The organism is Amycolatopsis sp. NPDC104819 (genome assembly GCF_055583145.1).
In genome coordinates this window covers 131,343-148,236 of the sequence record NZ_JBVJON010000019.1, presented here as the reverse complement: position 1 = coordinate 148,236, position 16,894 = coordinate 131,343, and the positions used below count along the sequence as shown (strand labels likewise).

The 16,894-nt window shown below is 70.9% G+C and carries 19 protein-coding genes; 9 read left to right on the top strand and 10 right to left on the bottom strand.

Going from position 1 to position 16,894, the window contains the following annotated elements; all coding sequences use genetic code 11:
* Positions 1–408: 408 nt before the first annotated feature.
* The gene (locus ACZ63E_RS42015; RefSeq protein WP_465341906.1) at positions 409–888 is read left to right on the top strand and encodes a DddA-like double-stranded DNA deaminase toxin; all 480 of its coding nucleotides are present in this window, start codon (positions 409–411) and stop codon (positions 886–888) included.
* 35 nt (positions 889–923) lie between these two features.
* Positions 924–1,277, top strand: coding sequence for an Imm1 family immunity protein (locus tag ACZ63E_RS42010; protein WP_465341905.1), 354 nt, complete (start codon positions 924–926; stop codon positions 1,275–1,277).
* A gap of 300 nt (positions 1,278–1,577) precedes the next feature.
* On the opposite strand, the gene ACZ63E_RS42005 is transcribed toward ACZ63E_RS42010, so the two are convergent.
* From ACZ63E_RS42005 to ACZ63E_RS41995, 3 genes are all read right to left on the bottom strand, one after another.
* Positions 1,578–2,267 (bottom strand): response regulator transcription factor, encoded by a 690-nt coding sequence (locus ACZ63E_RS42005; RefSeq protein ID WP_125310281.1) that lies wholly within the window; start codon positions 2,265–2,267, stop codon positions 1,578–1,580.
* Entirely contained in the window at positions 2,264–3,508 is a 1,245-nt protein-coding gene (locus tag ACZ63E_RS42000) for a sensor histidine kinase (RefSeq protein WP_465341904.1), read from the bottom strand. Before ACZ63E_RS42000 ends, ACZ63E_RS42005 begins: the two co-directional genes overlap by 4 nt.
* Before the next feature lie 145 nt (positions 3,509–3,653).
* Positions 3,654–4,514, bottom strand: a complete 861-nt coding sequence (locus ACZ63E_RS41995; RefSeq protein WP_465341903.1) for an oxidoreductase — start codon at positions 4,512–4,514, stop codon at positions 3,654–3,656.
* A 66-nt stretch (positions 4,515–4,580) separates the two neighbouring features.
* Here ACZ63E_RS41995 and ACZ63E_RS41990 point away from each other — a divergent pair, with 66 nt between their 5' ends.
* A complete protein-coding gene (locus ACZ63E_RS41990; RefSeq protein WP_465341902.1) occupies positions 4,581–5,219 on the top strand; it encodes a DNA-binding response regulator in 639 nt (212 codons plus the stop codon).
* Entirely contained in the window at positions 5,216–6,100 is an 885-nt protein-coding gene (locus ACZ63E_RS41985; RefSeq protein ID WP_465341901.1) for a hypothetical protein, read from the top strand. Before ACZ63E_RS41990 ends, ACZ63E_RS41985 begins: the two co-directional genes overlap by 4 nt.
* A 1-nt stretch (position 6,101) precedes the next feature.
* Here the strand turns inward: ACZ63E_RS41985 and ACZ63E_RS41980 are convergent, their stop codons facing one another.
* The 7 genes from ACZ63E_RS41980 to ACZ63E_RS41950 form a co-directional block, all read right to left on the bottom strand.
* Complete coding sequence (locus ACZ63E_RS41980; protein ID WP_465341900.1) at positions 6,102–6,851, bottom strand: phosphoglyceromutase; 750 nt, start codon at positions 6,849–6,851, stop codon at positions 6,102–6,104.
* Between the two features lie 445 nt (positions 6,852–7,296).
* The gene (locus ACZ63E_RS41975) at positions 7,297–8,178 is read right to left on the bottom strand and encodes a DUF4349 domain-containing protein (protein WP_465341899.1); all 882 of its coding nucleotides are present in this window, start codon (positions 8,176–8,178) and stop codon (positions 7,297–7,299) included.
* A gap of 69 nt (positions 8,179–8,247) precedes the next feature.
* Positions 8,248–8,760 carry a type III secretion system chaperone family protein gene (locus tag ACZ63E_RS41970; protein WP_465341898.1) on the bottom strand — a complete coding sequence of 171 codons (513 nt, stop codon included), beginning with the start codon at positions 8,758–8,760 and terminating at the stop codon, positions 8,248–8,250.
* The gene (gene mshA / locus ACZ63E_RS41965; protein WP_465341897.1) at positions 8,757–10,061 is read right to left on the bottom strand and encodes a D-inositol-3-phosphate glycosyltransferase; all 1,305 of its coding nucleotides are present in this window, start codon (positions 10,059–10,061) and stop codon (positions 8,757–8,759) included. Before mshA ends, ACZ63E_RS41970 begins: the two co-directional genes overlap by 4 nt.
* Before the next feature lie 22 nt (positions 10,062–10,083).
* Positions 10,084–10,899: an alpha/beta fold hydrolase gene (locus tag ACZ63E_RS41960; protein ID WP_465341896.1), complete on the bottom strand. Its 816-nt coding sequence runs from the start codon at positions 10,897–10,899 to the stop codon at positions 10,084–10,086.
* A 2-nt stretch (positions 10,900–10,901) separates the two neighbouring features.
* Entirely contained in the window at positions 10,902–12,080 is a 1,179-nt protein-coding gene (locus ACZ63E_RS41955) for a L,D-transpeptidase (protein WP_465341895.1), read from the bottom strand.
* 161 nt (positions 12,081–12,241) lie between these two features.
* A complete protein-coding gene (locus ACZ63E_RS41950) occupies positions 12,242–13,297 on the bottom strand; it encodes a UDP-N-acetylmuramate dehydrogenase (protein WP_465341894.1) in 1,056 nt (351 codons plus the stop codon).
* 24 nt (positions 13,298–13,321) lie between these two features.
* On the opposite strand from ACZ63E_RS41950, the gene ACZ63E_RS41945 reads away from it, so the two are divergent.
* From ACZ63E_RS41945 to purU, 5 genes are all read left to right on the top strand, one after another.
* Complete coding sequence (locus ACZ63E_RS41945; RefSeq protein ID WP_465341893.1) at positions 13,322–13,828, top strand: DUF2505 domain-containing protein; 507 nt, start codon at positions 13,322–13,324, stop codon at positions 13,826–13,828.
* A complete protein-coding gene (locus ACZ63E_RS41940; protein WP_465341892.1) occupies positions 13,807–14,607 on the top strand; it encodes a class I SAM-dependent methyltransferase in 801 nt (266 codons plus the stop codon). Before ACZ63E_RS41945 ends, ACZ63E_RS41940 begins: the two co-directional genes overlap by 22 nt.
* A 63-nt stretch (positions 14,608–14,670) precedes the next feature.
* Positions 14,671–15,378 (top strand): DedA family protein, encoded by a 708-nt coding sequence (locus tag ACZ63E_RS41935; protein WP_465341890.1) that lies wholly within the window; start codon positions 14,671–14,673, stop codon positions 15,376–15,378.
* Positions 15,269–15,916 carry a maleylpyruvate isomerase family mycothiol-dependent enzyme gene (locus ACZ63E_RS41930; protein ID WP_465341889.1) on the top strand — a complete coding sequence of 216 codons (648 nt, stop codon included), beginning with the start codon at positions 15,269–15,271 and terminating at the stop codon, positions 15,914–15,916. Before ACZ63E_RS41935 ends, ACZ63E_RS41930 begins: the two co-directional genes overlap by 110 nt.
* Before the next feature lie 25 nt (positions 15,917–15,941).
* Positions 15,942–16,808, top strand: coding sequence for a formyltetrahydrofolate deformylase (gene purU / locus ACZ63E_RS41925; RefSeq protein ID WP_465341888.1), 867 nt, complete (start codon positions 15,942–15,944; stop codon positions 16,806–16,808).
* Positions 16,809–16,894: the final 86 nt, after the last annotated feature.

Below are 16,894 nucleotides of genomic sequence, written 5' to 3'. Positions count from 1 at the left end.
CAGGTCTCGAACTTGTAACCGAAAACACTCGGTACAACCCCACCCCGGCGCGCCTCCCCCGTAAGAAAACCGCCCAAAAAGGACTGACGCATCGAACGTGCACCTCTGTGATGATCAGCAGGACTCGGGGGAAGCGGGCCGGATGAGCGATTTCGAAGTCATGTCGGGCGCCATCCGAACCGGAGCCGCGGCCATTCGACGCGCACAGCTGGCCGCGAAGCGCGCATCCGCAGCGCTGACGGAGGCCACCGCCGCCCTGCTCGAAGTCACGCCACGATCCCGATCGCCAACCTCCGCGGGGCCACCGAGCGGGTCCGAGATGACGTCGATGCACTCGCCGGACGGTTGGGCGGGCTGTCGCGGACCCTTGCCGACTACCTGACGAGTTCAGGTAGCTCGACTGCTCCGGTGCCTCCCCCTGCCGCCGGTCGCCGGCCGGCTGAAGCCGTTCCGGCCACCGGACGTGCCGAGGCTTTACGTGCCGGGCTGCCTCCGCCCGTGGTACCGAACACTGGCCAGAAGACACACGGAAGATGGTTTGCTGCGGGAACGGACGATCCTGCCAAGCCGATCCGCAGCGGGAAGCCGAAAACGGACGAGAGCGACCCCGACGACGTGACCTACGAAGACGCGCTCGCCTATCTCAAGGAGATCGGCTTGCGACCGCTCGCCATCGCCGCCCACGTGGAGACGAAACTCGCCGTCCGGATGGCCAAGACCGGCCTCAGGGACGTAACCGTCGTCGTGAACAACGTCCCCTGCGGCGGCTTGGCGGGCTGCGACGCGTTGCTTCCGCGTATCTTGCCCGCGGGGGCGTCCCTGACCGTCCACGGCGTCAAGGACGACGGCACCCCCACCGTCACCCGTTACACAGGAAGGCCCCGATGATCGCGGCGTGTTACCACGGCCATACGGACGCACCGGTGATCGTGCGGACGCCGGCCGAGCTCGATGCGGTACTCGACGAAGTGGCTGCGATGTCGAGCCGTCAGCTCGTCCAGCTGTTCCAGGACGGCGACATCATGAAGCCGGATCTGTCGGTCGGCCTGCACGAAGACCGTGGCTGTCTGCGCTACGCGGACGCGACGGAGGAGCTCTATAGCCGCGGCGGCATGTTCCCGCTCCCCGAGTGGGGCGAGGTGTTGTACTACCTGGGCAGCGCGGAGTTCGAGTACCCGGACGACGCAGAGATCCCAGCCGCGGCAGCCAGGAAGGCCGCCCACGAGTTTCTCACCACCGGCGGGCTTCGCCCCTCGGCGATCGTCCGCGCCGAGTAGGCAAGCGAGTCCGGTCCGGCTCGACCAACCTCAACGCGAACGAGCGCAAGAAACCAAGACAAAGGAGCGGCTGGTCATCCCGTCGCCTGAGGCCGAAAAAATCACTTTGAGCCGGGCCCGCAACCCCCAGCGCAAAGAGGGCGAAGAGCCCAAGCTTGCGGGCCCGGCTCAAAGTGATAGGCCTCAATCAGGCGTCGGGATGACCAACCGCGCCCACAACACAAAGGCGAGACAAAGGAACAAACCCAGGGGCCATCCCAGAGCCTGCCCGTCCGGCGAGGACAGTCCCTGGAAGGCGACTTACGTCTCGAACTTGTACCCCAACCCCCGCACAGTCACGAGGTGCCGAGGAGACCCAGGATCCGGCTCGATCTTCGACCGCAACCGCTTCACGTGGACATCCAAAGTCTTGGTGTCCCCGACGTAGTCCGCGCCCCAAACCCGGTCGATCAGCTGCCCCCGAGTCAGCACCCGCCCCACGTTCCGGAGCAGATACTCCAACAGGTCGAACTCCTTCAACGGCAGCGATACCTCAGCCCCGTCCACCGTCACAACATGCCGCTCGACATCCATCCGAACCGGCCCGGCGGAGAGCACAAGCGGAGCCAGCTCCCCCTCAGCCCCAGGCTCACCACCCCGCCGCAGCACAGCCCGAACCCGCGCGATCAGCTCCCGAGCCGAATACGGCTTGGTGACATAATCATCAGCCCCGAGCTCCAGCCCGACGACCTTGTCGATCTCGCTGTCCCGCGCGGTCACCATGATCACCGGCACGGCGGAGCGCTGACGCAGCTGCTTGCAGACGTCGGTGCCGCTCATCCCCGGCAGCATCAGGTCGAGCAGCACGATGTCGGCGCCGTTGCGGTCGAACTCTTCGAGCGCGGCCTGGCCGGTGCCGGCGACGGCCGCGGTGAACCCTTCCTTGCGCAGCAGGAAGGCGAGGGGGTCGGCGAACGACTCCTCGTCCTCGACGATGAGAACCCTGGTCACAGGTTTCCTCCATGATCTGGGCTGTCCTGCCCGGTAACCACGAGCCTCGGGGTGCGCTCGGGGGTCTTCTCCTGCCGTGGTGCCGGCGAGGTCTGCTTGCCGGGCTTGGCCGGCTCGGGGGCCGGCTCCGGCCGGACGTGCGCGGGGATGCGGAGGGTGAACGTCGAGCCGGTGCCGGGCCGGCTCCACACCCCGACCGAGCCGCCGTGGTTGGCCGCGACGTGCTTGACGATCGCCAGGCCGAGCCCGGTGCCGCCGGTGGCGCGCGAGCGGGCCTTGTCGGCGCGGTAGAAGCGCTCGAACACCCGGGTCTGCTCGTCCTCGGGGATGCCGATGCCGCGGTCGGTGACGGCGATCTCGACCATCCCGTCGGCGAGCCGCCGGGAGATCGACACCGGGCTGCCCGCCGACGAGTACGCGACGGCGTTCTCCAGCAGGTTCGACAGCGCGGTGACCAGCAGCGTCCGGTCGCCCTCGATGAGCAGGCCGCTGGGGGTGTCGGTGGTGATCCGGATGTCGGCCGACTCGGCCGAGAGCGTCGTCCGGCCGAGCGACTCGCGGACGACCGCGTCGACCTCGACGACGTTGAGGTCCGGCAGCCGCTCGGCGCCCTGCAGCCGCGAGAGCGCGATCAGCTCGGTGACGAGCTGGCCGAGCCGGGTGGACTCCCGGAGGATCTTGCCGCCGAAGCGGCGGACCTCCTCGACGTCCTCGGCGGCGTCGAGGACGGCCTCGGTGAGCAGCGCGATCGCGCCCACCGGGGTCTTGAGCTCGTGGCTGACGTTCGCGACGAAGTCGCGGCGCACGGCTTCGAGCCGGATGGCCTCGGAGTGGTCGACGGCCTCGACGACGGTGAAGCCGTCCCCGAGCGGCCGGACCTGGCCGAGCACCGCTTCCGGCTGGCGGCCACGCGCTTCGAGCGGCGACAGGTCGATCTCCATCGGCTCGTCGGTCTCGACGACCTGCTCGGCGGCCTTGCGGGCCCGCGGGTCGGCCTGGTTGACCTTCACCAGGCCCAGCTCGTAGGCGCGCGGGTTGTGCAGCACCATGTCGCCGAACTTGTTGAGCACGACAACGCCGTTGTTGGACGACCGGATCAGCCGTTCGAGGAGCTCCGCGACGGTCGGCCCCGGCGGCCGGGCCTCTTCGCGCCGGGTTCGTGCCCGCGCGAGGAGGAAACCGACCACCGCACCGGCCACCAGGGCTCCGATGGCCAGTGCGAGTGAAACAGGCGTGGTCACAGCCCGATCGTAAGCTGTGATGTGGTCCTTCGGCCTAGCGTTGTCCGCCTTGTCGTGAGCACCGCGACATCTGGGGAGGACATGTTCGCCGGTGCTTCAACCGGCGTTCACCCGATCGATTCCCCGGCGAGACATTCCGGGTGAATCACCCGAGGGTTTTCAAATCGTCTTCGGTGAGCTCCAGCGCGGCCGCCGCGACGTTCTGTTCCAGGTGCGCGACGTCGCCCGTGCCGGGAATGGCGAGCACGTGCGGGCCCTGGTGCAGCGTCCAGGCGAGCCGCACCTGCGCCGGGGTGGCGTCGTGGCGGCGCGCGACTTCCGCGACCCGCGCGTCCTCCCCGGTCCCGCTCGCGACGGCGAAGAACGGCACGAACGCGATCCCCCGTTCGGCGCACATCCGGACGATTTCGTCGTCTTCGCGCCGCGCGGTGAGGCCGTACTGGTTCTGGACGCAGACGACCGGCGCGATTTCCAGCGCCTCGGTCAGGTGCCCGGGAGCGACGTTGGAAATGCCCAGCTCGCGGATCATCCCGGCTTCGCGCAGTTCGGCGAGTGCACCGAAACCGTCGGCGAGGGAGCCCTCGCCGCGGTCGAGGCCTTCGCCGATCCGGTAGTTCGCGATGTCGAGGTGGTCCAGACCCAGTTCGCGGAGGTTCTCCTCGACCTGGGCCCGCAGCTGCTCGGGCCGGGCGGTGTAGAACGCGCCGGTGAAGTCGCGGCCCGGGCCGACCTTGGTGGTGATCGTCAGGTCGTCGTACGGCGACAGCGCGCTGTTGATGAGCTCGTTCGCCGACCGCGGACCGGCGAAGTAGAACACCGCGGTGTCGATGTGGTTGACGCCGAGCTCGACGGCGCGGCGGAGGACCGCGATGGACGTCTCGCGGTCGCGGATGCCACCGTCCGAAGTGGACATCAGGCGCATCGCGCCGAAACCGAGCCGGTTGACTTCGAAGGAGCCGAGCTTCCAGGTGCCCGCCGCGGCGGCGGGAAGGGTGTTCGTGGTCATGGCTCCAGCTTTCCGGCGCGGACTCGCGACCACCGGTTTTGGCAATTTGCTGCCACACTGGAATGCGTGGAGAGAGTCAGTGACGTCGTCGTGGTGCGCGGCGAGGCCGAGCTGTTCGAGCGCACCAAGCACCTGTTCGCGGCCGCGACGGAGGTCTCGTGCGCGGCCCGCGACCTGCACACGTGGTCGGTGGCGCACCCGACGATGCCGGAGCGGGAGCAGGCGGTGCGCACCACGTCCGTGCGCAAGATGTACCTGCCCGGCGTCCTGTTCGACCCGGCGCTGGCCGAGCACCTGCGGTTCATGGCCTCGCACGGCGCGCGCATCCGGATCACCGAGCGCGAGGTCAACGAGACGATCCTGCTCGACCGCCGGATCGCGATCGTCGCGGGCGACAACGTCGGCGGCGTGCGCAGCTACACCGTCGTCAGCAGCCCGGAGCTGGTCCAGGGCATCCAGTCGCTGTTCGAGGCGGCCTGGGCCGGCGCCACGGACCTGGCGTCCTACCAGGCGCGGTTCACCGAGCTGGGCGCGCGGGAGATCCTCGAGCAGCTGGCGTCCGGCTGCAAGGACGAGACGGCGGCCCGCGTCCTCGGGGTCGGCCTGCGGACCTACCGGCGGCGGGTGGCGGAGCTGATGGAGCTCCTCGGCGCGTCTTCGCGGTTCCAGGCCGGGGCCCGGGCTCGCGAAGCCGGGCTCCTGTGAAGCGGTTGCTCCTGGCGCTCGTCCTGACGACGTCGGCGTGCTCGTCGGCGATCCCCGGCACGGCCGTCCCGATCCCGGGCGCGGGAAACCTCGCGCTGGTCGACGCCTCGGGCACGGGCGCGGCGCTCGACGCGGTGAAGACGGCTGTGGAGGCGGTGTTCAGCTACGACTCCGCGAACCCGGCGGGCTTCGACCAGGCCGTCGCGGCGAACGTCACCGGCGCGGCGAAGGACCAGCTCACGACGTTGTTCGACGCGGTGCGGAAGAGCCCGCAGCCGGTCCGCCTGGTCACGAGGGTGCGGGAGGCGGCCGCGGTGGAGTTCACCGGCGACCGGATCCGCGAACTGGCCGTGCTCCGGCAGGACAGCGGCGCCACGCAGGGCCTGGCCACGGTCGCGGTCACCGCGGCCCGGCAAGGCGGGCGCTGGCGGCTCTCCGACATCGCGGTGAACCCCGCGCAGCCGCCGCCGTCGCCGCAGCCGGACGATGGCAGCCCCGGCGGGGTGCGCGACTCGGCGCTGGCCGGCGCCCGCGCGGTGGCGGGCGCGCTCTTCACGACCGACAGCGGCGATCCCGAGGGCAGCTACGCACGGGCCGAGGCCGTCCTCGCCGATCCGCTGCTGAGCGACTACCGCGCGAAGAAGGCGGCGTACGTCGAGTCGATCCGCAAGGCGGCCACGAAGGTCGCGCTCGGCCCGAACCCGGTGGCCGGCGTCCTCGCGCTCACCGGTGGGCGGGCGGTCGTGCTGTTCTTCACGACGCTGCAGGTCACCGACGCAGGCGGAAAGGTGACCAGCCGCCCCTTCACGGCCGAACTCGACGTCGTCCGCGAAGGGGCGAGCTGGCAGGCGACCGGCGTGCGGCCGGTCGTCTCGCCCTAGCTCAGCGGCCCTGGTTCGCCACCGCGGCGGCGGCTTCCTTGGCGGCCTCGGGGTCGAGGTACTCCCCGCCCGGCTTCACGGGCTTGAGGTCTTCGGTGAGGTCGTAGCGCAGCGGGATGCCGGTCGGGATGTTGAGGCCGGCGATGTCGGCGTCGGAGATCCCGTCGAGGTGCTTCACCAGCGCGCGCAACGAGTTGCCGTGCGCGGCGACCAGGACGGTCTTGCCCGCGCGCAGGTCCGGCACGATCTCGGACTCCCAGTACGGCAGCAGCCGCTCGACGACGTCCTTGAGGCACTCGGTCAGCGGCGCGCTGTCGCCGAGGTTCGCGTACCGGGCGTCGCCGGCCTGGCTCCACTCGTCCTTCGGGTCGATCGCCGGCGGCGGGGTGTCGTAGGAGCGGCGCCAGAGCATGAACTGCTCCTCGCCGAACTCGTCGAGGGTCTGCTTCTTGTTCTTGCCCTGCAGCGCGCCGTAGTGCCGCTCGTTGAGGCGCCAGTCGCGCTTGACCGAGATCCAGTGCCGGTCGGCGGCGTCCAGCGCGATGTTCGCGGTGGCGATCGCGCGCCGCAGCAGCGAGGTGTGCAGCACGTCGGGCAGCAGGCCGGCGTCAGCCAGCAGCTGACCGCCCTGGCGGGCTTCGGCCTCGCCCTGCTCCGACAGCGGCACGTCCACCCAGCCGGTGAACAGGTTTTCCGCGTTCCACGTGCTCTGCCCGTGTCGCAGCAGCACCAAGGTCCCGAGTTCAGCCATGCCGCAAGCCTGCCAGAGCGGACCACCGCGCCGACCGGTGACTCCCCAGGGTCCGCGGTTTTCCCCAGTTGTCCTACCCAGAGTGTGTTACTTCGGAGTAACACCTCACTCTTCGACAAGTCCGAGTGCCAACAACGCGCAAATTTCGGGCAACGGACTGCACACCGTTATCGCTCAGCGGTAAATTCACTCGAACGGACTAGTGAGTAGTCTTGTGATTACAGGTCGAGATCTGACAGGTTGGCTTAGTCCCGAGCGGCCGGATTCCACGCACTCCCCGGCCGTTTTCGGGCTTTGACCGCGGCTCGTCTCCCCCCTGCCGAGCCGCGGCCCGCCCGGCCCCGTTGGCACCCCCCTCGTCACCGGGTCCTGATCGGCGGGAACTTCAGCGGGGCGGCTCGAGATCGCGACTCCCCCCTCCCTCGAGCCGTCCCGCCTGTTCTCTTCACACCTCGGTCGGCACCGGCTCCGGCCGCGCGGCGCGGCGGCGCTTGTGCAGCCACCAGCCACCCCAGGCCAGCGGCCCGACGAACAGCAGGAACGGCGCGACCGCGCCCAGCACCGTCAGCAGGCCGCCGCCGAAGGTGAGGAACGCGTCCCACCCGCCGGACAGGCCGCTCAGAAATCCCGTGCTCTGTTCCTCGGCGGGCGGCGGCGGCGCGGCGACACTGCGGATGCTCATCGCCACCGTCGCCATCGCGACGCTGCCGGCCAGCGAGTTCCGTTGCTGCTCCAGCGATTCGAGCGCCGACTCGCGGCTCGTCAGCTCGCTTTCGATCGACGTGATGTCCGACACGGACGACGCCTGGGACAGCAACGCGCGGATGCGCTCCACCGACGCCCGCTGCGTGGTCAGCCGCGCGTCGACGTCGACGACCTGCTCGGTGACGTCCTGGGTGGCCAGCTCCCGCTTGACCATCGCGGAACCCAGGTGCGACAGCTGGTCGAGGACCCCGTCGAGCTTGTCCGAGGGCACCGCCAGCGAGAGGGTCGCCGAATCCTCGGCCGTGCTCTCCTGGCCGGTGTAGCCCCCGGCGCCCAGCGCGATCCCGCGGGCCTGCGCGACGACGTCGGTGACCTTGGTGGCGGTCAGGTCCAGCCGGGCACTGCGGGAAAGCTTGCGGTCGGTCGCCCCGGCCTGTGGCGGGGTCACCTTCGAGCCCTGTTCGGTCTTGCCGGTGCCGCCGGTTCCCTGCTGCGGCGCGGCCGGGACCCGCGCCGTTCCGGCACTGTCCGCCGTGGACGCCGTGTTTTCCGCCGCCGAGCAGCCGGCCAGCGCGAACGCCACCGCCGCCACCGCCAGCGCCGTTCTCCATCGAGTCCGCATCCTGGTCTCCCTCCAGTTTCGACTGGCGGTGAGACGGATGTCCGGTTCAGCCCCGTTGCACGGGTCCGGTCACGACTCGGTCAAGCCCGGTTCGTGCGGCTTCTCCGGCGCCACGAGGTGCTTGAACGCCTGCAGGTTGGCCAGCGACTCGCCGCGGGAGACACGCCAGTCCCACTCGCGCTTGATCGACGTCGCGAAGCCGATCTCGAGGAGCGTGTTGAAGTCGCCGTCGGCGGCCTCGAGGACCTGCCCGAGCACCTTGTCGAGCTCGTCGGCGCTCATCGTTTCCTTGCCGAACCGGCCGACCAGGTAGATGTCACCGAGGTTGTCCACCGTGTAGTGCACGCCGTAGAGCTTCGCGTTGCGCTGCAACAGGAACCGGTAAACGTCCTCATGGGACTCGTCGGGACGGCGGCAGACGAAGGCCTCCACGGAGAACGCGTGGTCGCCGTCGACGAGCCACGCGTTCGTCTGGAGCTTCTTCGTGCCCGGGAGCGTCACGAAGTACTTGCCCGGCGCGCGTTTGTCGTACTTCAGCTCCGCGGAGTCCAAAGTAGACTGGATCAGCTCGTCCAGGCTCACACCGCCACCTCCGCGCGCCGTTCCAGCGCGTGCCGGAAGGCGCTGGTCGCCTGAGCATAGATGTCCAGCAGCGCGTCCGTGGTGCGCCGCCAGGAGAACCGCCGCGCGTGCACGACGGCGTTGGCGCCGAGCTCGGCGCAGCGGTCCGGCCGCAGGGCGACGGCGGCGAGCGCGTCCGCCCACTCCTCGGCGCCGTGCCCCGGCACCAGCAGGCCGGAGACACCGTGCGGCACCGCCACCGGCAGGCCGCCGACCTCGGCCGCGACGACCGGTGTCCCGCAGGCCTGCGCCTCCAGGGCGACCAGGCCGAACGACTCGTTGTAGCTGGGCACCGCGACGACGTCGGCGGCGCGGAACACCCGGGCGAGCGCCTCGCCCGGCTGCGGTGGCAGGAACCGGACCTGCGCCTCGATGCCGAGGGACCCGGCGAGCTCGCGCAGCGCCTGCGGCTGCTCCAGCCCGGTCCCGGACGGCCCACCGACGACCAGCACGACCAGCTTCGACGCGAGTTCGGGACGCCGTCGCAGCAACGCCTCGGCGGCGTAGAGCAGGACGTCCGGCGCCTTCAGCGGCTGGATCCGGCCGGCGAACGCGAGCACCACGGCGTCGTCGGGCAGGCCCAGCTCGGTGCGGGCGAGGTGCTTCGAGCCCGGCGTGAAGCGCTCGAGGTCGACCCCCGGCGGCACGGCGTGCACCGCGTGCGGCTCGGCGTCGTAGAGGTCGATGAGCTGGCGCGCCTCGACGGCGGTGTTGGCGACGAGCCGGTCGGCCTCGGCGACCACCTGCTCCTCGCCGATGACGCGGATGCGCGACTCGGGCTTGTCCCCCTCGGCGAGCGCGGAGTTCTTCACCTTCGCGAGCGTGTGCGCGGTGTGCACCAGTGGTACGGACCACCGGTCGCGGGCGAGCCAGCCGACCTGGCCCGACAGCCAGTAGTGCGAGTGGATGAGGTCGTAGTGCCCGGGCTCGTGGAAGGCCTCGGTCCGCAGCACACCGGAGGTGAACGCGCACAGCTGGCCGGGCAGCTCGTCGCGGCTCAGCGGCTCGAACGGCCCCGCCTGCACGTGCCGGACGGTCACGCCCGGCGCCAGCTCGGCGACCGGCGGCTGGTCGGACGACGTCGCGCGGGTGAACACCTCGACCTCGACCCCGCGGCGGGCCATCTCCGTCGCCGTCTGGCTCACGTAGACGTTCATCCCGCCCGCGTCACCCGTCCCGGGCTGCTCGAGCGGAGAAGTGTGCACGGACAGCACCGCGATCCTTCGCGGCGCAGCACGGAACCCCCGGATGGAGCTGGTCACCTGGTCACGTCTCCCGAATACGTCAGCATTCTTCGGCGAATTGCCGGAGCACCGCGTCGAACTCGTCCGCGGACTCGGCGAAGGGCGCATGGCCCCCCTCAGCAAACCAACGCCCGACGGCACCCGGAATCTTCCCGAGTGCGTGTTCGGCCGCCGAAGGATCGATGACGCGGTCCGCCGAACCGTGCACGACCAGGGCCGGCTTGTCGATCGCGGCCAGGACCTGGTCGCTGCCGACGTCGCGGCGGAACAGGGCCGCCCGGACCGCCGGCGGCACGCTCAAACCGGCCCCGAGCAGGGCCTGGACCTGCGCGCCGGGCACCGGCCGCGCGGCCATCTCGCGGCAGAACGCCGTGAGCGCCGGGACCGCGATGTCCGGATCGTCCGAAAGCATGTCCCGCATGTGCTCGCGCATCAGCGGACCGACGCGGCCACCCGGGCGCTCGCGGCCGATCTCGGTGATCGCGCCGACGAGCACGATGCCGCGTAGCCGTGCGGTGCCGTGCACCCGGATGTGGTCGGCGAGCACCAGGCCGCCGTAGGACCAGGCGACGACGATCGCGTCCGGCCCGGCGAAGTCGAGCACGGCGGCGAGGTCGTCGGCCCAGACGACCGGGTCGTCGTACCCGGTGGCCGGGACGTCGGAGGCGCCGTGGCCGCGCAGGTCCATCGCGACGAGCCGGAACCGCTCGGTCAGCGCGGGGTCGGCGAGCTGCGCCGCCCAGCACCCGGACGACTGCGCCCAGCCGTGCACGAAGACGATCGGCCTGCTGTTTTCCGCGCCCTCGACCCGCAGGCCGAGCCGCGCCCCGCCGTGTCCGACGACCTCGGTCCGCACGGTTACTTCGCGCCCAGCGCCTGCCAGGCCGACCAGGAGAAGTTCCAGTCCTTGACGTCGGAGTTCATCGGCGCGCCCAGCTTGGACCCGGTGATCTCGACCGGGTCGCCGACCAGCGCGGAGTCGAAGTAGTCCTTGGCGTCGGCTTCCAGCAGGTTGACGCAGCCGTGGGAGTTGTTGGCCTTCCCGATGTTGGCCGCGTTGTCCTGGTTCTCGTGGATGAACTCACCGTGGTTGGAGAACCGGCAGGCCCACTTCTTGTTGACGTTCGTGTAGCCGTAGCGGGCGTTGTCGAAGATCGCCGACGGCTCCTTGCTCATCACGATGTAGGTGCCGTTGGGGGTGTTGCGGTCGACCTCGGCGTCCAGCCCGTTCGCGCACGGGTAGCTCTTGACCTGCGAGCCGCCGCGGTAGACGTGCATCTGGTGTTCCGGCGTGCTGATCTTGACGACCTGGTTGCGGCCGATCTTGAACTTCGTGGTGACGTCGGCCTTGCCGTACGCGCCGCCGCCCAGCTCGACGCCGTAGAGCTTCGCCTCGACGCTCACGGTGATGTTCTGCGGCCAGTACTCCTTCGGCCGGTAGTCGACCTGCGAGTCGGACAGCCAGCCCCAGGCGCCTTCGACGTCCTTGTCCGTCTTCACCGACAGCGCCTGCTCGACGGCCTTGCGGTCCTTGACCGGCGACTGGAACTTGACGCTGATCGGCATGGCCACGCCGACCTGGGCGTTGTCGGCCGGGTTGAGCGTGGCGCGGACCTGCTTCGCCGGGCTGATGGTGGTGAACTTGCCCGTGAAGCCGGCCGGCTTGCCGTCGCTGCCGGTGGCCTTCGCCGTGTACGTGTAGGTCTTGCCGTAGCCGAGCGGCTCGGTGCTGGTCCAGCTGAGGCCGTCCGGCGCGGTCTCGCCCTTGACGTCCTTGCCGCCGTCGGCGGTCACCTTGCACTCGGTGAGCTTGCCGTCGGCGACCTTGAGGACGACCGGCTTGAGGACGGAGGCGTCCTTGGCGTCCACGGCGGGCTCGGCGGTGAACTTCGCCACGGGCCGGGCGTTGCCCTCGCCGTCGGCGCCCGCCGCCCCGGTGGGCAGCGCGGTGCCGTCGTTGGTGCTCGAACACGCCGCCGCCACCAGGGCGGCCCCGGCCGCGAGTGCGGCCTTGAAGACCATGCGCCGTTCGATCACCGAAACCTCCTGAGTATCCCCCGCCGACCAGCGGGCACACACGCCCTTAGCGCTGGTAACCCAGCTGACGTTACCCGCTGAATGGTAAAGACCAACCGATCAGGTGGTGACGCCTTTGTCGACAAAGGCGTCCCATACACGTCCAGGTTGCCCGGTTCGGCTCAAATGACGCAGTTGATCAGGAGCGGTTCGGGGTGCAGCCGGACGCCGAAGCGCTCGAAAACGCCGTCGCGCACCTCGCGGGCCAGGGCCAGCAGGTCTTCCGTCGTCGCTTCGCCGCGGTTGGTCAGCGCGAGGGTGTGCTTGGTCGACAGCGAGACGCGGTTCCCCGGCCCGGGGTACCCCTTGGCGAAGCCGGCGCGCTCGATCAGCCACGCCGCGGACAGCTTGACGCCGCCGTCGGCCGGGTACTGCGGCGCGTCGGCGCCGACGCAGTCCACGATGCGCCGGAGAACGCCTTCCGCCTCGGCGGACGGGACGATCGGGTTGGTGAAGAACGAGCCCGCGCTCCACGTGTCGTGGTCGGCCGGGTCGAGCACCATGCCCTTGCCACGACGCAGCTCGAGCACGGCTTCGCGCGCTTCGGCGGCCGGGACGCGTGAGCCGATCTCGACGCCGAGCGTGCGCGCCAGCTCGGCGTAGCGGATGGGCGCGGAGAGGCCGTCTTCGCGGATTTCGAAGCGGACCGACAGGACAACGCCGGTGTCTGTGCCCTTGAGCACACTGGTCCGGTAGGCGAAGCCGAGCTCGTCGGCCTTGAGCGTGCGCACTTCGCGCGTCCGGCGGTCATAGAGCTCGACCGAGACGATCGATTCCGAGACTTCGCAGCCGTACGCGCCGACGTTCTGGATCGGTGTCGCGCCGACGCTGCCCGGGATGCCGGAGAGGCATTCGAGCCCGCCCAGCCCGGCCTCGACGAGCGAGGCGACGAAGGCGTCCCAGTTCTGGCCGGCCTCGACCGCCACGACGTCACCGTCGCGGCGCCAGCCCGTGTTCGCGACCTCGATCATCGTGCCGTCGAACCCCGCGTCGCCGACCACCAGGTTGGAGCCGCCGCCGAGCAGCAGCACCGGCTCGCCCGCCGCGTCGGCGTCGCGGACCGCCGTGACGAGGTCTTCGCTGGTCACGACGCTGACGAAGTGGCGGGCCGGGCCGCCGAGCCGCAGCGTGGTGTACGCGGAGAGCTTCGGGAGTGCGGGAGTTCGGGCGGGGTTCACGCGTCTGACGGTACTGTCCGGCCCATGGGATCCCGGATCGAGCACCGTGCTGAGTTCTCCGCCGACGTCGCGGCCGTCTACGCCGCGGTCGCCGGCGAAGAGGCGCTGCGGGCCCGGCTCGAGCAGCTCGGCGGGCACAGCGCGGCGTTGCTGTCGTACGAGGTCTCGGGCACGAACCTCCGGTACGAGCTGCGCCAGGGGATCAGCGCGGACAAGCTGCCGCAGGCGGTGCGGACGCTGCACAAGGGCGACCTGATGGTGACGCGCACGCAGACCTGGCGCGTCAGCAAGGACGGCACCGGCCACCAGGGTGACGTGACGGTCGAGGTCGGCGGGGTGCCGGGCGAGATCGTCGCGCGGACGGCCGTGCTGGCCAACGGCGCCAAGACGGTGCTGCGGACCAGCGGCGAGGTGACGGTCCGGATCCCGCTGTTCGGCGGGAAGCTGGAGGGCGTCATCGCCGAGCAGGTCACGAAGCTGCTGGAGCGCGAAGCCGAATTCACCGCGAAGTGGCTGGCCGAAGCCGCCTGAGCCCGGTCGGCGCGCCGACCCGCGGCACGACCAACCCGAACCGCCTCCGCCGGGTCGACCGGTGGATCACCTACGCGCCCGCGACGACCCGGCTGCTGCGCTCGGCCGCGTCGCCCCTGGTCGTCGACCTCGGGTACGGCGCTTCGCCGGTGACGACGGTCGAGCTGTCGCGCTGGGTGCGCCGCGTCCGGCCCGACGTCCGGGTGCTGGGCCTGGAGCTGGACGCCGCCCGCGTCGCCGCCGCCCAGCCGGCCGCGTCCCCGCCGCTGCTGGAGTTCCGCCGCGGCGGGTTCGAGCTGGCCGGGACCCGGCCGACGCTGGTCCGGGCGTTCAACGTGCTGCGCCAGTACGCGGAGGACGAGGTCGCCGGCGCCTGGCGGCTGATGCTGGAGTCGATGGCCCCGGAGGGCCTGCTGGTCGAGGGGACGTGTGACGAGATCGGCCGCCTCTCGACGTGGGTGCTGGTGTCGGCGTCCGGTCCCGTGTCGCTGACGTTGTCGATGCGGCTGGCGGGGCTGGACCGCCCGTCGACGGTGGCCGAGCGGCTGCCGAAGGCGCTGATCCACCGGAACGTCCCGGGCGAGCGGGTCCACGCGCTGCTGGCGGCCCTGGACGCGTGCTGGGCGACGGCGGCCCCGCACCAGGCATTCGGCGTGCGGTCGAGGTGGCGGGAAACGGTGCGGCTGCTGGTTTCCCGCGGCTGGCCGGTGCTGGGTCCGCCGTCCCGGGTGCGGCCCGGCGAGCTGAGTGTCCCCTGGGCCGCGGTCGCCCCCGCCTGAACGTTCACCGGGCCACCCCCGCTCCGTCACCCGCGGGTGACCTGCGGTGATCACCATGGGGACGTGGAACTCCTGGCGCAGGTCACCGAGCTGCTGCGCGACGCCTTGGGCTCGCCGTGGCTGTGGGTGCTCGTCTTCGCCGTGTCCGGGTTGGACGCGCTGCTGCCGTTCATGCCGAGCGAGACGACCGTCGTCACCGTCGCCGTCCTGCTCGGGCCCGACCCCGCGAATCTCGCGCTGCTCGCCGCCGTCGCCGCGGCGGGCGCGTGGGCCGGGGACTGCCTCGGGTACGCCGTCGGCCGCTCCGCCGGGCCGCGCGCGGTCGCCTGGCTGCAGCGCGGCGCCGACGGGCAACGGCGTTACGAATGGGCGCAGGACCAGGTGCGGCGCAACGGCGGGCTGCTGATCATCGCCGCGCGCTACCTGCCCGGCGGCCGGGTCGCCAGTGCCCTCGCGAACGGCAGCCTCGGTTATCCGCTGCGCCGGTTCGTGCCGCTCGACGCCGCCGGCGCGGCGATCTGGGCGGTCTACAGCGTGCTGATCGGCTTCGCCGGCGGAGCCGCCTTCGCCGACGAGCCGGCGAAGGGCCTTCTGCTGTCATTCGGCCTAGGGCTGAGCCTGGTTTTCGCGATCGAAGCCGGCCGGCGACTACGGTCGGCACATGGAGCTCCTGGAGGCGATCGACGTCCACGCCGACGCGCTGAAGCGGGCGGCGCTGAAGGCCGGTCCGGCGGCGCGGGTGCGGAACTGTCCGAAGTGGACTGTCCGTGACCTGGTCGGGCACGTGGCGTGGGTGCACTGCTTCGCCGTCGGCCTGGCGGTGAACCGGCCGGTCGAGCCTTCCCCGCCGGACGACTGGCTCGATCTCCTCGGGTGGTGGGACGGCCAGCGCCTGGCCCTGCGCGAAGCGTTCGGCCAGGCCCCGGAAACCCCGGCGTACTCCCCGTTCCCGGGCTTCGAGGTGACGGTTCGCGACTGGACGCGCCGGATGGCCCACGAGACGGCGATCCACCGCCTCGACGCCGAATCGGCCTTCGAGCCGGCGCCGCCGACGCGCTTCTCACCGGAGTTCGCGAACGACGGCGTCGACGAGTACCTGACCTACCTCGTCCCGCGCTGGCGCCGCGAGCCTCGCGGAACCGTGGGTGTCACGACGCCGGAACACACGTGGACCGTCGGTACGCCGGGCCCGCCGGACACCGAAGTGCGCGGGGACGCCGACGACGTCTACCGCGCGTTGTGGGGGCGTCCGCACGCCGCGGAGGTCACCGGAGACCCGGCGCTGCTCGCACCACTGGCGGCACCCTGAACCCCGGCGGGGGACAATACCCCGCGTGACCGCTCCCGAACGCCGCTACGTGATCACCTTCGGCTGCCCCGACCGCACCGGCATCATCGCCCGGATCTCCGGGTTCCTCGCCGAGCACGGCGGCTGGATCGTCGAGGCGGCCTACCACACCGACCCGGACACCGGCTGGTTCTTCACCCGCCAGGTCGTCCGCGCGGACTCGCTGCCGTTCGACGCCGCCGGGCTGCGCGCCCGGTTCGCCGAGGTGGCCGCGGACCTCTCGGCGGACTCGAGCTGGCAGGTCAGCGACACCGGTGAGCGGCGCCGCGCGGTCGTGCTGGTGTCGAAGGCCGGGCACTGCCTGTACGACCTGCTCGGCCGCGTCGCGTCCGGGGAGCTGGACGTCGACGTCGCGGCGGTGATCGGCAACCACGAGTCGCTCGCCGACATCACCCGCGCGCACGGCATCCCGTTCCACCACGTGCCGTTCCCGGCCGGCGACAAGGCGGCGGCGTTCGAAGAGGTCCGGAAGCTGGTCGACGAACACGACCCGCACGCGGTGGTGCTGGCCCGGTTCATGCAGATCCTGCCCGCGGACCTCTGCCGCGACTGGGCGGGTCGCGCGATCAACATCCACCACAGCTTCCTGCCGTCGTTCATCGGCGCGAAGCCGTACCACCAGGCCCACACGCGCGGGGTGAAGCTGGTCGGCGCGACCTGCCACTACGTGACGGCGGACCTCGACGCGGGCCCGATCATCGACCAGGACGTCATCCGCGTGGACCACGGCGACTCGGTCGAGGACATGGTCCGCAAGGGCCGCGACATCGAGAAGGTCACGTTGGCGCGCGGTCTGCGCTGGCACCTGGAGAACCGGGTGCTGGTGCACGGCAACCGCACCGTGGTGTTCTGACCCCGGGGGGGGGGGGGGGGGGGGGGGGGGGGGGGGGGGAAAAAAAAAAAAAAAAAAAAAGAAAAAAAAAGAAGAGGGGAGGGGGA

Bases quoted from the DNA above. Each gene is read 5' to 3' on its own strand.
- ACZ63E_RS41930 (WP_465341889.1), top strand. From the start codon at position 15,269: ATGGAGCTCCTGGAGGCGATCGACGTCCACGCCGACGCGCTGAAGCGG.
- ACZ63E_RS41975 (WP_465341899.1), bottom strand. From the start codon at position 8,178: ATGCGGACTCGATGGAGAACGGCGCTGGCGGTGGCGGCGGTGGCGTTC.
- ACZ63E_RS41945 (WP_465341893.1), top strand. From the start codon at position 13,322: ATGGGATCCCGGATCGAGCACCGTGCTGAGTTCTCCGCCGACGTCGCG.
- ACZ63E_RS41980 (WP_465341900.1), bottom strand. From the start codon at position 6,851: ATGGCTGAACTCGGGACCTTGGTGCTGCTGCGACACGGGCAGAGCACG.
- ACZ63E_RS41995 (WP_465341903.1), bottom strand. From the start codon at position 4,514: ATGACCACGAACACCCTTCCCGCCGCCGCGGCGGGCACCTGGAAGCTC.